The sequence below is a fragment of the Enterobacter sp. PL_is511 genome, from assembly GCF_055816065.1.
In genome coordinates, this window is sequence record NZ_JBVPGP010000024.1 from 69,089 (window position 1) to 83,718 (window position 14,630).

At 55.1% G+C, this 14,630-nt stretch carries 18 protein-coding genes; 14 read left to right on the plus strand and 4 right to left on the minus strand.

The genetic code is table 11. The features are described 5' to 3' along the window. The first annotated feature begins 41 nt into the window (after positions 1-41). Both sbmA and AC0TN7_RS15745 read left to right on the plus strand, forming a co-directional pair. Positions 42-1,262, plus strand: a complete 1,221-nt coding sequence (gene sbmA / locus AC0TN7_RS15740; protein ID WP_048990430.1) for a peptide antibiotic transporter SbmA — start codon at positions 42-44, stop codon at positions 1,260-1,262. 14 nt (positions 1,263-1,276) lie between these two features. Then, entirely contained in the window at positions 1,277-2,374 is a 1,098-nt protein-coding gene (locus AC0TN7_RS15745) for a DUF1615 domain-containing protein (protein ID WP_048990432.1), read from the plus strand. Here AC0TN7_RS15745 and AC0TN7_RS15750 read toward each other — a convergent pair. Further along, the gene (locus tag AC0TN7_RS15750; RefSeq protein ID WP_024906782.1) at positions 2,371-2,670 is read right to left on the minus strand and encodes a DUF2755 family protein; all 300 of its coding nucleotides are present in this window, start codon (positions 2,668-2,670) and stop codon (positions 2,371-2,373) included. The two genes, AC0TN7_RS15745 and AC0TN7_RS15750, sit on opposite strands and share 4 nt — an antisense overlap. A gap of 247 nt (positions 2,671-2,917) precedes the next feature. On the opposite strand from AC0TN7_RS15750, the gene AC0TN7_RS15755 reads away from it, so the two are divergent. Next, positions 2,918-3,154, plus strand: a complete 237-nt coding sequence (locus AC0TN7_RS15755) for a DUF2754 domain-containing protein (RefSeq protein WP_208763548.1) — start codon at positions 2,918-2,920, stop codon at positions 3,152-3,154. Here AC0TN7_RS15755 and ddlA read toward each other — a convergent pair. After that, positions 3,151-4,251, minus strand: a complete 1,101-nt coding sequence (gene ddlA, locus AC0TN7_RS15760) for a D-alanine--D-alanine ligase (RefSeq protein ID WP_208763549.1) — start codon at positions 4,249-4,251, stop codon at positions 3,151-3,153. The genes AC0TN7_RS15755 and ddlA overlap by 4 nt on opposite strands. A gap of 103 nt (positions 4,252-4,354) precedes the next feature. Here ddlA and AC0TN7_RS15765 point away from each other — a divergent pair, with 103 nt between their 5' ends. The 6 genes from AC0TN7_RS15765 (at position 4,355) to adrA (ending at position 10,023) form a co-directional block, all read left to right on the plus strand. Continuing rightward, positions 4,355-5,038, plus strand: a complete 684-nt coding sequence (locus AC0TN7_RS15765) for an extensin-like domain-containing protein (protein WP_473702263.1) — start codon at positions 4,355-4,357, stop codon at positions 5,036-5,038. 168 nt (positions 5,039-5,206) lie between these two features. Continuing rightward, positions 5,207-6,421 carry a multidrug efflux MFS transporter gene (locus AC0TN7_RS15770; RefSeq protein WP_024906785.1) on the plus strand — a complete coding sequence of 405 codons (1,215 nt, stop codon included), beginning with the start codon at positions 5,207-5,209 and terminating at the stop codon, positions 6,419-6,421. A gap of 210 nt (positions 6,422-6,631) precedes the next feature. Continuing rightward, a complete protein-coding gene (gene iraP, locus AC0TN7_RS15775) occupies positions 6,632-6,892 on the plus strand; it encodes an anti-adapter protein IraP (protein WP_024906786.1) in 261 nt (86 codons plus the stop codon). 99 nt (positions 6,893-6,991) lie between these two features. Further along, entirely contained in the window at positions 6,992-8,407 is a 1,416-nt protein-coding gene (phoA, locus tag AC0TN7_RS15780) for an alkaline phosphatase (protein ID WP_463727016.1), read from the plus strand. 89 nt (positions 8,408-8,496) lie between these two features. Then, positions 8,497-8,817, plus strand: coding sequence for a phosphate starvation-inducible protein PsiF (gene psiF, locus AC0TN7_RS15785; RefSeq protein ID WP_023334671.1), 321 nt, complete (start codon positions 8,497-8,499; stop codon positions 8,815-8,817). Between the two features lie 102 nt (positions 8,818-8,919). After that, entirely contained in the window at positions 8,920-10,023 is a 1,104-nt protein-coding gene (gene adrA / locus AC0TN7_RS15790) for a diguanylate cyclase AdrA (RefSeq protein WP_473702264.1), read from the plus strand. Between the two features lie 16 nt (positions 10,024-10,039). Here the strand turns inward: adrA and proC are convergent, their stop codons facing one another. Then, the gene (gene proC / locus AC0TN7_RS15795; protein ID WP_473702265.1) at positions 10,040-10,849 is read right to left on the minus strand and encodes a pyrroline-5-carboxylate reductase; all 810 of its coding nucleotides are present in this window, start codon (positions 10,847-10,849) and stop codon (positions 10,040-10,042) included. Between the two features lie 97 nt (positions 10,850-10,946). Between proC and AC0TN7_RS15800 the strand changes: the two genes are divergently transcribed. The 5 genes from AC0TN7_RS15800 (at position 10,947) to ppnP (ending at position 13,583) form a co-directional block, all read left to right on the plus strand. Beyond that, positions 10,947-11,405 carry a YaiI/YqxD family protein gene (locus AC0TN7_RS15800; protein ID WP_010428006.1) on the plus strand — a complete coding sequence of 153 codons (459 nt, stop codon included), beginning with the start codon at positions 10,947-10,949 and terminating at the stop codon, positions 11,403-11,405. 143 nt (positions 11,406-11,548) lie between these two features. After that, on the plus strand, positions 11,549-12,073 hold the full coding sequence (aroL, locus tag AC0TN7_RS15805; protein WP_061715888.1) for a shikimate kinase AroL: 525 nt from the start codon (positions 11,549-11,551) through the stop codon (positions 12,071-12,073). A gap of 44 nt (positions 12,074-12,117) precedes the next feature. Beyond that, positions 12,118-12,309 carry a protein YaiA gene (yaiA, locus tag AC0TN7_RS15810; RefSeq protein WP_023334675.1) on the plus strand — a complete coding sequence of 64 codons (192 nt, stop codon included), beginning with the start codon at positions 12,118-12,120 and terminating at the stop codon, positions 12,307-12,309. 237 nt (positions 12,310-12,546) lie between these two features. Further along, on the plus strand, positions 12,547-13,224 hold the full coding sequence (locus tag AC0TN7_RS15815; protein ID WP_024906791.1) for an AroM family protein: 678 nt from the start codon (positions 12,547-12,549) through the stop codon (positions 13,222-13,224). Positions 13,225-13,295: 71 nt separating this feature from the next. Continuing rightward, positions 13,296-13,583 (plus strand): pyrimidine/purine nucleoside phosphorylase, encoded by a 288-nt coding sequence (ppnP, locus tag AC0TN7_RS15820; protein WP_008503270.1) that lies wholly within the window; start codon positions 13,296-13,298, stop codon positions 13,581-13,583. Positions 13,584-13,631: 48 nt separating this feature from the next. On the opposite strand, the gene rdgC is transcribed toward ppnP, so the two are convergent. Next, positions 13,632-14,546 carry a recombination-associated protein RdgC gene (gene rdgC / locus AC0TN7_RS15825; RefSeq protein ID WP_023310540.1) on the minus strand — a complete coding sequence of 305 codons (915 nt, stop codon included), beginning with the start codon at positions 14,544-14,546 and terminating at the stop codon, positions 13,632-13,634. Positions 14,547-14,630: the final 84 nt, after the last annotated feature.

Consider the following 14,630-nt stretch of genomic DNA (forward strand, 5'->3'; position numbering starts at 1 on the left):
GTTGTACACAGCAACAGCCATAACAACAAGAAGGAAGCATTATGTTTAAGTCTTTTTTCCCAAAGCCGGGGCCTTTTTTCCTGTCGGCATTTATTTGGGCACTGATCGCTGTCATTTTCTGGCAGGCGGGCGGCGGCGCATGGCTGACGCGCATCACGGGGGCGACAGGCGAGGTGCCGATTAGCGCGGCGCGCTTCTGGTCGCTGAGCTTTATCGTATTTTATGCCTACTACACGGTATGTGTGGGGCTGTTTGCACTCTTCTGGTTCAAATATTCTCCGCATCGTTGGCAGTTTTGGTCGATTTTGGGATCTGCACTGATCATTTTCGTTACCTGGTTCATGGTGGAAGTGAGCGTTGCAATTAATGCATGGTATGCACCCTTCTACGATTTGATCCAAAAAGCACTAAGCGCCCCGAATAAGGTTCCGATTAATGAACTCTATGCCAGTCTCGTTAGTTTTACCGGCATTGCCATGATTGCAGTAACAGTGGCAGTGCTGAACAATTTCTTCGTTAGCCATTACGTTTTCCGTTGGCGTACTGCTATGAACGAATATTACATGGCAAATTGGCAACGACTGCGGCACATCGAAGGTGCTGCACAGCGTGTGCAGGAAGACACCATGCGTTTTGCCTCAACGCTGGAGGACATGGGGGTCAGCTTGCTTAATGCTGTGATGAAACTTATCGCTTTTTTACCGATTCTGATTGCACTTTCACCCCATGTGCCTGAACTTCCAATTGTTGGTCATTTACCCTATGGTTTGGTTATTGCGGCACTGGTCTGGTCTCTTATGGGAACGGGGCTTCTTGCTGTGGTGGGGATCAAATTGCCGGGGTTACAATTTAAAAATCAGCGCGTGGAAGCGGCTTACCGTAAAGAACTCGTTTACGGTGAGGATGACCCATCACGAGCTGCGCCACCAACGGTAAAAGAGTTATTTCAGAACGTCCGTTTTAACTACTTTAAGCTCTACTTCCACTACATGTATTTCAACATAGCACGTATTTTATATCTTCAGGCCGATACTGTTTTTGGAATAGTCCTGTTGTTCCCGTCAATAGTTGCAGGGACAATTACCCTGGGACTGATGACCCAAATTACCAACGTGTTTGATCAGGTCAGAAGTTCATTCCAGTATCTGATCAGCTCCTGGACCACGCTGGTGGAACTGATGTCCATCTACAAACGTCTGCGCAGCTTTGAACGCGAGCTGGACGATCGTGACCTGCAGGAAGTCACCAACACATTTAGCTAATACAGGACGTTGCTATGTCTTTTGCCGTACCGCGCGCGTTACCGTTGTCCTTGCTGGCCGCTCTTGTGCTGGCAGGCTGTGCCGAAAAAGGGGCTGCTCCGCTCAAAAAGGGGGAGAAGCCCGTCGATGTGGCAAGCGTTGTGCGGCAGAAAATGCCCGCCAGCGTGAAGGATCGCAATGCGTGGGCAGACGCGCTGGCAAAAACTTTTGAAAGCCAAAAGATCGCGCCGACCGAGGAGAACATTTGTTCGGTGCTGGCGGTGGCGCAGCAGGAGTCGATGTACCAGTCAGACCCGGCTGTGCCGGGGCTGAATAAAATCGCCTGGAAAGAGATCGACCGCCGCGCGGAGTCCATGCACATCCCGGTGTTCCTCGTGCATACCGCGCTTAAAATCACCTCACCGAACGGCAAAAGCTACAGCGAACGGCTGGATACGGTGAAAACCGAAAAACAGCTTAGCGCCATCTTTGATGATTTCATCAGCATGGTCCCAATGGGGCAAAAGCTGTTTGGCTCACTGAACCCGGTCCACACCGGAGGCCCAATGCAGGTAAGCATCGCGTTCGCGGAGAAACACACCGACGGCTATCCGTGGAAAATCGACGGTACGGTGCGCCAGGAGGTCTTCTCCCTGCGCGGCGGGCTGTGGTTCGGCACGTATCACCTGCTGAACTACCCGGCGAACTACGATGAGCCGCTGTACCGCTTTGCCGACTTTAACGCCGGCTGGTATGCCAGCCGTAATGCGGCATTCCAGAGTGCGGTCAGCCGCGCAAGCGGCGTTAAGCTCGCGCTGGACGGCGATCTCATCGCTTACGGCAGCAGCGAGGCGGGAAGCACTGAGCTTGCCGTACGGAAATTATCGACAACGCTTGGCTTGAGCAACAGCGACATTCGCCGTCAGCTTGAGAAAGGCGATAGCCTGGCCTTTGAGAAAACGGATCTGTACAAGAAGGTGTTTGCGCTCGCAGAGCAGAAAAGCGGGAAAACGTTACCGAGGGCTATCCTGCCGGGCATTCAGCTGGAAAGCCCGAAGATCACGCGTAACCTGACCACCGCGTGGTTCGCAAAACGCGTGGACGATCGCCGGGCTCGCTGTATGGGGCTTTAACGGCGACGGCGAAAGCGCAGCGCTAATGCCACCACGCCCAGAATCATACATCCCGCGAGGAAGGGAATCAGGCCGAACAGGGTGCTGACGCCAAAGCCAATCTCAACTCGCGGGCGTCCGTTATCCTGTACCTGCATCAGGTGTTCATAAACGCCTGGCGCATGGACCAGCATATTGAGCAGCTGTGAGCCAGCCCAGAAGCAGAACAGGACAAACAGGGCATACGCGATATTACCCGCCGTGGAGGTTTTTGGTTTTCCGCCAAAAATCGGTTTCGACAATGTAAAGTCAGCCATGATGACCTCCGGATAAATCGCTCTGTTAATACGCTTCGTACAGGGTGAGTTTGACAGGTCATCGCATTTGTCAATATCAGAATCGTGGTAATTTACGCGCCGGAATCCTCCTGGATTGTTGATTTCTGCAGCACATCACAATTTCATGACTTAACTGAAATTGCGTCGCGTTTCAGAATTTCCGTATCTGCCACAGACCTGGCCGTAAATCTGTGAGAGGATGTCTTTTTTTCCTGCCGGAGTTGTTATGAATCTCACGTCCAAACTACGCCGAGACTGGCACTACTACGCCTTCGCTATCGGGCTGATCTTTATTCTTAACGGTGTTGTGGGCCTGTTGGGGTTTGAGGCAAAAGGCTGGCAAACGTATGCCGTTGGGCTGGTGACCTGGGTGATCAGTTTCTGGCTGGCGGGGTTGATTATCCGCCGTCGTCCTGAAGAGACGACAGCGGATGAGGCGGAGTCGGCGAAGCGCGCCGATTAACCGTTTACGGAACTTTTAAGCGCGCTGTCGGCGGCGTGACGCTCCAGCGCCAGTTCGATCAGGCGGGTGATCAATTCCGGGTAGCTCAGGCCACTTGCCTGCCACAGTTTCGGATACATGCTGATGTTAGTGAACCCCGGCAGCGTATTGATTTCATTGATCACCACCTCGTTTTCCGGCGTCAGGAACACATCCACGCGCGCCATGCCGCAGCAGCCGAGCGTCTGATAAGCGCGAATAGCGATCGCCCGGATCTTATCGTTAACCGCCGGATCGATATCCGCAGGCACGACAACCTGGGCGCCTTTGTCATCAATGTATTTAGTGTCGTACGAGTAGAAGTCGCTGTTTAACACCACCTCTCCGCAGGTGCTCGCCTGTGGGAAATCGTTGCCCAGCACGGCGCACTCAATTTCACGGCCTTTGATACCCTGCTCAACCACCACTTTATGGTCGAACTCAAACGCCAGGCGGACGGCCTGAGTGAACTGAGCTTCGCTGGTCACTTTGCTGACGCCCACGGAGGAGCCCTGGTTTGCAGGCTTCACAAACAGCGGCAGACCCAGCTCTCCGCTAATTTGCGCGAAGCTGTGTTTGTCGCGGTTGGCGCGGGTGAGGGTCACGAATGGCGCAATGTTCAGCCCGGCATCGCGCAGCAGGCGTTTGGTGACGTCTTTGTCCATGCATGCGGCAGAGCCGAGGACGTCCGAGCCGACGAACGGCAGGTTGGCCATGCGCAGCATTCCCTGCAGGGAACCATCTTCGCCCAGTGTGCCGTGAACGATAGGGAAGACAACGTCGATCTGGGCGAGAGCCTGTGCATTGCCGGCGTCGATAAGCTGCCCCTTCACGACGCCGGGTACGGTGGCGACGCTCACTTCCGAAGGATTAAGGGCGATGTGTGCCGGATCGTGAGCATTCAGCAGATACTGGCTGGCATCGTTAACATGCCACTGGCCCTGTTTATCAATGCCCAGCAGCACCACGTCGAAGCGGCTTTTATCGATCGCATCAACGATATTTTTGGCCGATTGCAATGACACTTCGTGCTCCGCTGATTTTCCCCCAAAGACAATACCTACGCGCTGCTTAGCCATCTCACTCTCTTCCAGTCTGACGAAAAGCCAATAACATACCACGATGCCCGGCGGGTTTCGCGGCCTTCTGCCATAATGTTTTGGGGAATGTTGAGGGGGGAGAGTGAAAGGAAAAACGCTGCTGACCGTAGTTATCATTTTGGCCATCGCAACGGTGGGTTACCGCTGGTTGCCGCCTTACTACAACCCTTTCATGCCGCTGACGCTTGAGGACCCGCCGGGTCGAATCACCCAGTATAAGCTTCGGCGCTTAACCCCCGAGGCGTGCGCGAGCCTGCTTTCGCAGGCTAACCAAAGAGATCTCATCCGCACCCAGCCGGTGGCTGACAGCGGCGGCGCGTGTCCGCTTAACAACGTTGTACGCGTGCGTGACTTCGGTCCGGTCGGCCTGAACAGCAGTTTTCTCGCCAGCTGTCCGCTGGCGCTCAGCTCAGCCCTCTTTATCAGCCAGCAGGCCCGGCCGCTGACAAAACGCTATACGGGCAGCGACCTGGCGCGTATCGATCATCTCGGCAGCTTTGCCTGCCGCAATATTTACCACCGCCCTGACGCGCGACGCAGTGAACATGCTACGGCTGAGGCGCTGGATATTGCCGCTTTTCGTCTGGCGAACGGTGAACGCGTCACGGTGATGAACGGCTGGAAGGCGGCAACAACGCAGCCATGGCTGAAGGCCATGCTGGCGGCAAGCTGCAGCTACTACGGAAACGGCCTGGGGCCGGAGTATAACGCGGCGCATGCCAACCATTTTCATCTGGGCATGCGCGGTTTCGGACTCTGTCGGTGAAGCATAATATTCCGCCAGAAAATGGATGAATTGTGACTTATTTCACAAATATGATGACTGGGAAGATAAAACACCAAAGTCAGTCAGGCCGCATCTCTGGTGCGACGTCAAAACGCGTAACTTGCTAATCTGACGGCGAATTCGCCTAAAAATGAAGACTATTTCTTTATGGAATCCTGGAAAGTTAATCTCATCTCGGTCTGGTTCGGCTGCTTCTTCACCGGGTTGGCCATCAGCCAGATCCTGCCGTTCCTGCCGCTGTACGTCTCGCAGCTGGGGGTGACTTCGCATGAAGCGCTCTCCATGTGGTCCGGTCTGACGTTCAGCGTCACGTTTCTGGTCTCCGCCATTGTGTCACCGATGTGGGGCAGCCTGGCGGATCGGAAAGGCCGAAAGCTGATGCTGCTGCGCGCCTCGCTCGGGATGGCGATTGCTATTCTGCTGCAGGCCTTCGCCACCAACGTCTGGCAGCTGTTTTTCCTGCGCGCGGTGATGGGGCTGACATCCGGGTACATTCCGAATGCCATGGCGCTGGTCGCCTCTCAGGTGCCGCGCGAGCGTAGCGGCTGGGCGCTGAGTACGCTCTCCACGGCGCAGATCAGCGGCGTCATCGGCGGTCCGCTCCTGGGGGGCTTTCTGGCGGACCACGTCGGGCTACGCGCGGTATTTATCATCACTGCGGTTCTGCTGGTGGTCAGTTTTCTGGTGACGCTCTTTCTTATTAAAGAGGGGGGCCGTCCGGTTATCAGTAAATCTGAACGTCTGAGCGGCAAGGCTGTCTTCGCCTCGCTGCCCTATCCGGGACTGATGATCAGCCTGTTTGTGACCACCATGGTGATCCAGCTTTGTAACGGTTCGGTCGGTCCGATTCTGGCGCTGTTTATCAAGTCGATGGAGCCGGATAGCACCAATATCGCTTTTCTGAGCGGCATGATTGCCGCCGTGCCGGGCGTATCCGCCCTGATTTCCGCGCCGCGTCTGGGAAAACTGGGTGACAGGATCGGCACGGCGCGCATCCTGATGGCGACGCTGATCTTTGCGGTGGTACTCTTCTTCGCGATGTCGTTTGTCACCTCTCCGCTTCAGCTTGGCGTATTGCGATTTCTGCTCGGGTTTGCTGATGGCGCCATGTTGCCTGCGGTGCAGACCCTGCTGGTTAAATATTCCAGCGACCAGGTGACGGGGCGTATTTTTGGATATAACCAGTCATTTATGTATCTGGGGAATGTTGCCGGTCCGCTTATTGGCGCATCCGTTTCCGCGATGGCCGGTTTTCGCTGGGTATTTGCGGCGACAGCGATTGTTGTTTTAATCAATATTATCCAGCTGGCTATTGCGCTGCGACGCCGCAGACAAATGGCAGAGGCCAAATCGGCGAGATAACACTTTCGCAGATGTATTATATATTCTTATGGTCGCCGCATTTTTATATAACAAAATGCGGCGTCTTTTTATAGAAAAACGTTTCGATCACGGCGCTACCTCTTTATTTCTGTTCCTGTGTCACTTTTGCATACCATAATTAATTTCTTCTCTTTGCAATATGGATTCAGAGTGATAACGTCAGACAAAACTGAAAAAGGAACTGGCACGATGAAAAACCTCATTGCTGAATTGCTGGTTAAGCTGGCACAAAAGGAAGAAGAGTCAAAAGAGCTAGTGGCTCAGGTCGAAGCGCTTGAAATTGTGGTCACCGCGCTGCTGCGACAAATGGCAAAAACCGATCAACAGGCGTTGATAGAGAGCGTGGAAGGTGCGCTGGACAGCGTCAGGCCTGAATCGCAGGTTCCGGTTGAGGATGCCGAGATGCTCCACCAGTACGTAAAGAAGCTGTTAAGGCATCCGCGCAGCTAAACCGTCACAGGACGTAACGACGTGTCATAGAATTGTCATGCAGGATGCCTATAGTCGCTCTGTTTTTATTTTTATGTATTTGTACATGGAGAAAATAAATTGAAACAGAGCGCACTTTTCATTGCATTACTTCCCCTGTTAATTACCCCTGCCATTTATGCTGATACGACGCAAACCAGCGTGCTGGATAATCGTGCGGCAAAAGGGGATATCACCCAGCCTGGCGGCGCGCGCCGTTTATCAGAAGATCAAACTGCCGCTATTCGCGCTTCGCTGAATGATAAGCCGGCGAAAAATATTATTCTGCTGATTGGCGATGGAATGGGCGATTCCGAAATCACGGCGGCGCGAAATTATGCCGAGGGAGCGGGCGGCTTTTTTAAAGGTATCGACGCTTTACCTCTGACCGGACAATATACCCATTACGCGCTGGATAAAAAAACCGGTAAACCGGATTACGTAACGGACTCAGCGGCCTCTGCCACGGCGTGGTCCACCGGCGTGAAAACCTATAATGGTGCGCTGGGCGTGGATATTCACGAGAAAGATCATCAAACCCTTCTGGAGATGGCAAAAGCGGCGGGCCTGGCGACCGGCAACGTCTCCACTGCGGAACTCCAGGATGCAACGCCCGCGGCGCTGGTGGCGCACGTGACCTCGCGTAAATGCTACGGCCCGTCAGTGACCAGTGAAAAATGCCCAACGAATGCGCTGGAAAAAGGCGGCAAAGGCTCGATTACGGAACAGCTGCTGAACGCGCGTCCTGACGTGACCCTGGGCGGCGGCGCGAAAACCTTCGCGGAAACCGCGACGGCGGGCGAGTGGCAGGGCAAAACGCTGCGCGAGCAGGCGCAGGCTCGCGGCTATCAGCTGGTGAGTGACGCAAATGCTCTGGCGGCGATAAGCGAGGCGAACCAGGACAAGCCGCTGCTGGGGCTGTTCTCTGACGGCAACATGCCCGTGCGCTGGGAAGGACCAAAAGCCTCGTATCACGGCAACATCGATCAGCCTGCTGTGACCTGTACGCAGAACCCGAAACGTACGGACAGCATTCCGACGCTGGCGGCGATGACCGATAAAGCGATCTCTCTGCTGAGCAAGAGCGAAAAAGGGTTCTTCCTGCAGGTTGAGGGCGCGTCGATTGATAAACAGGATCATGCTGCGAATCCGTGCGGTCAGATTGGCGAAACCGTCGATCTGGACGAAGCGGTGCAGAAGGCGCTCGCGTTCGCGAAAAAAGACGGTAACACCCTGGTGATCGTCACCGCGGACCACGCGCACGCCAGCCAGATCATTCCGCCAGATACCAAGGCCCCTGGCCTGACGCAGGCGCTGAACACCAAAGATGGCGCCGTCATGGTGATGAGCTACGGTAACTCTGAAGAAGAGTCCATGGAGCACACGGGCACCCAACTGCGCATTGCCGCCTACGGTCCGCATGCGGCCAACGTGGTAGGCCTGACCGATCAAACGGATCTGTTCTACACCATGAAGGCGGCGCTGGGTCTGAAATGATAAAATCCCGGCGGAAATCACATCTGTCGGCTGGTTTTTTTCCTGTCACGAACCAGACTTACAGGGAATGTTCACAAAAGGATGGTGCAATGAAAACAACATTACTGGTTACTCTGCTCTCCGGCCTGTTCCTGGTCGCCTCGGCGAACGCGGAAGAGAAAACGTTAACGCCGCAGCAGCAGCGTATGACCACCTGTAATCAACAGGCGACGTCTCAGAGTCTGAAGGGCGATGCTCGCAAGACCTACATGAGCGACTGTCTCAAAAACGGCGCCGCGAAGCCGGCTGAAAAAAGCCTGACCCCGCAGCAGCAAAAAATGCGCGAGTGTAATGCGAAGGCAACCGAACAGTCCCTGAAAGGGGACGACCGCAGCAAGTTCATGAGTGCCTGCCTGAAGAAAAAAGTGTAGTTCTAACGGGTGAGCGGCTCCGGCGGCTCACCCGAAATTTCATACTTTCCCCGCAGACCCCCTCTCTATAATTTGGGAAAATGTTTCAGAATATTCCCAAAAATGATGAATGATGAAACGTATTACAACAAAAAGCGCATTCGGGAAGAGTGGAATTTAACCCTTTCTCAGGATGACCCTCACCGCGCCGGCATTCAGTTTGCCCGGCGAGTTAGGCTGGCGCGCGCCGTGGGGCTGGCAGCGATGTTTTTCCCGGTTGCAGGAATGCTGGTCACCCATTTTTTACCCGGCGGCTGGTGGCTTTTACTGGTCGGTTGGGCGTTCGTATGGCCCCATTTCGCCTGGCAGTTATCCTGCCGGGCCGCGTCACCTCATCAGCAGGAAGTATTCAATCTTAAGATCGATGCCATCATTGCCGGGCTCTGGATCGGCGTGATGGGGATGAGCGTGTTACCCACGGCGGCGCTGGTGATGATGGTAGGGATGAATATGATGGGCTCCGGGGGCTGTCGTCTGTTTATTCCGGGGATCCTGTTGACGCTGCTCTCCGCGCTGGTGACGCTGCCGCTTGTCGGCCGCGTGGCCGTCTTTAACCCAGACCCGGTGGAGTGGGGCTTAGCGCTGCCGGTGCTGGTGCTTTATCCCATGCTGTTTGCCTGGCTCAGCCACCGCACTGCCGTCAGGCTTGCGGAGCACAAGCAGCGGCTGGAAATGATGAGCACCCGCGACGGCATGACCGGGGTCTTTAACCGTCGACACTGGGAAATGCTGTTGCGAAATGAATTTGAGCATTGTCGGCGCGACCACAGCACCGCCACGATACTGCTGATTGATATCGACCACTTTAAAAACATCAACGACACCTGGGGGCACGACGTGGGCGATGAGGCGATCATTGCTATTACGCGCCAGCTCCAGCGGTCAGTACGGTCAGGCGATGCTATCGGCCGGTTTGGTGGGGATGAGTTTGCGGTGATCATGTCCCAGACAGCAGCGGAAAGCGCCATCGCCGTGATGTCGCGGTTGCATGAGCGGCTGGAAAACCTGACGTTACCGTGCGCGCCAAAAGAAGCGCTGCGCATCAGCGTAGGCGTTGCCCCCTGGGGACCGCAGTTTGGACATTATCGGGAATGGCTGAAGGCGGCTGACGTGGCGCTCTACAGGGCGAAAAATGCCGGGCGTGGCCGCACCGAAGTGGCGGCCTGACGCCCGATGGAGTGTATCAGGATTTACTCAGCTTCTCTGATTTTTCCATGCATTTTGCCATCGCTTCAATGACCGCCGAGCGGAACCCGCGCTCTTCCAGCACCCGCACCGCTTCGATGGTGGTACCGCCCGGGGAGCAGACCATATCTTTCAGTTCACCCGGGTGTTTGCCGGTTTCCAGCACCATTTTGGCGGAGCCCATGACGGCCTGCGCGGCGAACTTATACGCCTGCGCGCGCGGCATTCCGCCAAGCACGGCGGCGTCGGCCATCGCTTCTAAAAATATGAATACATAGGCAGGGGCTGAGCCACTCACGCCGACCACCGGATGGATCATCGATTCGGCAATCACTTCAGCTTCACCGAAGCAGCGGAAAATGTTCAGCACATCGGCCACTTCTTCCGTGGTCACCAGCGCGTTAGGCGTGACGGAGGTCATGCCGGCGTTGACCAGCGAAGGGGTGTTGGGCATCGCGCGGACGATTTTACGATCGTGACCCAGCGCGCGCGCCAGCTGATCGAGCGTGACGCCCGCGGCAATCGACACGACCAGCGTTTCTTTGTTCAGGCTGGAGGTGATATCGCTCAGCACTTTGATCATGATGTTCGGCTTGACGGCGCCAAAGACGATATCGGCGACCTGGGCCACTTCCTGCGCGCTTTCGGCAGCGTTGATCCCGTATTGATCGCGCAATGCGGCGACCTTGTCCGGTGACGGGGTATAGACCCAAATCTGACCCGGCAGCACCTGCCCGCTGGCGATCAGACCGCCCAGGATGGCTTTGCCCATGTTACCGCAGCCGATAAACCCGATTTTCTTGTCCATCACGATTCTCCGTCATTATGCGTTGTTTTCTCTGATTGATAGCTTAACAACGAAATGCAGGCGACAATAGTCGACAGAGTCATTATGGGGAGACAATATGGCGATTTGGGTTGATGCGGACGCGTGTCCGAATGTGATTAAAGAGATTTTATTTCGCGCCGCCGAGCGCGTTCAGATGCCGCTGACGCTGGTGGCAAACCAGAACATTCGCGTGCCGCCTTCGCGGTTCATCCGCTCTTTGCGCGTGCCGGCCGGGTTCGACGTGGCGGATAACGAAATTGTTCGCCTGTGCAGCGCGGAGGATCTGGTGATCACTGCGGATATTCCGCTGGCCGCTGAAGTGCTCGAGAAAGGGGCGGCGGCGCTCAATCCGCGCGGGGAGCGTTACTCGCCTTCGACCATTCGGGAAAAGCTCACCATGCGCGATTTTATGGATACGATGCGGGCCAGCGGCGTGCAGACCGGTGGACCGGACAGCTTGTCCCAGCGCGATCGCCAGCAGTTCGCTGCCGAACTGGATAAATGGCTGCTGGAAGTGAAGCGCCGCACAGCGTAATGATAATTATTGTCAATTTGTGGTACAGTGTGGCCTCCACAGGGTTGTCATCCCGTACCGCTTTGCAGTAAAGTAATCGAAACATCTTCTGCAATTATTTCTTTACACTCTTCAGCCATTCGGCATCAAGGGGAACACCTGGCATGACCCAACCCATCTTTTTAGTTGGCCCCCGCGGCTGTGGGAAAACCACCGTTGGCCTGGAGCTGGCACGCGTGTGTCATCGCCAGTTTGTTGATACCGACCACTGGCTGCAAACCGAGGCCGGAAAAACCATCGCTGAGATCGTTGAGCAAGAGGGATGGGAGAGCTTTCGCGCACGCGAAACCGACGCACTGAAAGCGGTCACTACCCCGTCTGCCGTGATCGCGACCGGGGGTGGCATTGTTCTGGCGGAGTGTAATCGTCACTTTATGCGCGAAAAGGGGATCGTGATTTATCTCAGTGCGCCGGTGTCGGCTCTGGTCGGGCGTCTGGAAGCTTTTCCGGAAGAGGGGCAACGCCCTGCGCTGACCTCCAGGCCACTCAACGAAGAGGTGAGTGAAGTGCTGGCCGAACGCGATGCGTTATACCGCGAAGCGGCTCACCACGTGGTGGATGCGTCAGCCACTCCCGAAGACGTTGTGATTCAGATTATTACCGCCCTGCGTTTGGCGTGTGCCAGCTAAGCGGCGTCTATACTTATAGCTCAGACATAAAAAAAGGATGAGCTATGCCAACCAGACCTCCCTATCCGCGTGAAGCGCGCATTGTTACCGTTGAAAAAGGCCATACGGGTCATACCGTGACCTGGTATCAACTGCGTGCGGATCACCCAAAACCGGACTCGCTGATCAGTGAACACGAGACTGAGCAGGAAGCGCTGGATGCGAAACGGCGCTATGAAGATCCCGACATAACCTGAATGTTTTCCTAAACGCTCCAGGATCGTGCCTGAATCACACTTTTTACCCATCGGGAAAGTTAAGCAGGAGTTAATATTTAGTTATTACAAGTAACTCCGGTATCGGCAGGCGATCTTTACATTTCGATGTCGGGATCACCTGCTACGCTTGGTGCTGTTTTGTTGAAAAATTGAACTGTGCAGCGTAGTGAGCCTGTACCTGTGTACACGATGTTGGAGTAATGGAAGGCGATAAAAATGAAGGCAACGTTGGCGATCCTCACCATTGGTGTGGTCCCTGTAAGCGAAGTGTTACCGCTCTTAACCGAGCACGTATCTGAACAACAGATAACGCATCTCAGCCTGCTGGGGAAGATGAGTCGGGAAGAGGTCATGGAAGACTACGCTGTCGAGGCGGGGGAGGATCCCCTGGCGACGTTATTAAGTGACGGTAAACTGGCGCACGTTTCACGCCAGAAAATCGAGCGCTCGCTGCAGGGCGTGATAGAAGTGCTCGATAATCAAGGTTATGACGTTATTTTGCTGATGAGTACTGCCCCCATTAAAGGTCTCACGGCGCGTAATGCGATTTTGCTGGAACCGATGCGCATCATTCCGCCGCTGGTGGCCTCTATCGTTGATGGTCATCAGGTGGGGGTGATTGTTCCCATTGAGGAGCTCATGGATAACCAGGAGGCAAAATGGCACGTGCTGGAAAAAGTGCCCTTGTATGCGCTGGCAAATCCGTTCTGGGACAGTGACGCTAAACTCATTGCTGCCGGGAAGGAGCTGCTGGAGAGAGGGGCAGATGTCTTGATCCTGGACTGCCTGGGGTTCCACCAGCATCATCGTGATTTGCTGCAAAAAGCGCTGGATGTGCCGGTGCTGTTATCCAACGTTCTGATGGCTCGCCTGGCCTCGGAACTCCTCATGTAATGATTTTGCGTGACAGGTGATGAGCATGGCCCCTATAGTGAATTTTTATCTAAAAATATAAGGGCCAGTTCATGCTTCAGAGTAACGAATACTTTTCCGGTAAAGTGAAATCCATTGGTTTTACCAGCAGCAGCACTGGCCGCGCCAGTGTCGGCGTAATGGCGGAAGGGGAATACACCTTTGGCACCGCGGAAGCGGAAGAAATGACGGTGGTCAGCGGCGCGCTGAACGTCCTGCTGCCGGGTGAAACGGAATGGAAAGTTTACGCTGCCGGACAAGTTTTCAACGTCCCTGGCCACAGCGAATTTCATTTGCAGGTGGCTGAGCCTACCTCTTATCTGTGCCGCTACCTGAAATAAAAAATTAGCCGGGTGGCGCTAACGCTTACCCGGCCTACGTTTTGCCCGTTATCTCTGCGCTTCGCCGCCGAGACCTTCCACCAGATTCTGAATCAACGCGGCCAGCTCGCCGGTCATCAGGATGAAGTCCGCGTCAAAACGCTGGGCGTAATCTTCCCTGTCGATATCTTCGTTCTGATCGCGCAGCTCATCGCAGAACTTCAGACGCTTCACGGAGCCGTCGTCGCACATCACGAACTGAATACGCTGCTGCCAGTCGAGCGCCAGTTTGGTGACCACTTTACCCGCTTCGATGTGTACGGCGATCTCGTCGCTCACCAGATCCTGCTTCTTCGCGCGGATCACGCCACCGTCTTCCAGCAGGGCTTTCAGCTCGGCTTCATCAAGGATCTGGAAACCCTGTGCCGCAGCACCGCTGCGTACCCATTCGGTCAGCGTTAACTCAATTGGCGTTTCCAGCGCCAGCGGCACGACCGGTAACGAGCCGATGCTTTTGCGCAGCAGGGCCAGCGTATCTTCTGCTTTCTTGGCGCTGGCGCAGTCCACCATGATCAGCCCGTTAACGGTATCGATCCACATCATGGTCTGGCTGAAGCGGCTGAAGGCGCGCGGCAGCAGGGAGTGCAGCACTTCGTCTTTCAGCGAATCTTTTTCGGTCTTTTTCAGCTTGCGGCCCTGTTCGGCTTCCAGCTTGAAAATTTTCGCTTCGAGCGCCTGCTTAACCACCGGCGTCGGCAGGATTTTCTCTTCTTTACGGGCGCAGACGATGATTTGACCCGTGCTGCTGGCGTGGGTCAGTGCATCGCTTTGTGAACCCATTGGCGGAACCCAACCGGTTTTCGCCATATCCTGGCTACCGCAAGGGGAAAAGGTATAAGCGGCTAACTGTTTTTCCATCTCTTCTGCACGCAGCGAAACGTCGCGGCTGAGACGGTAAACCATCAAATTTTTGAACCACAGCATGATAATTTCCACGGCCTTGTCGTTAAATCAGCGGGCATGATAACGAATTGTCGCATCGCTTGCATTGCTAATCGGGAAGCGTGC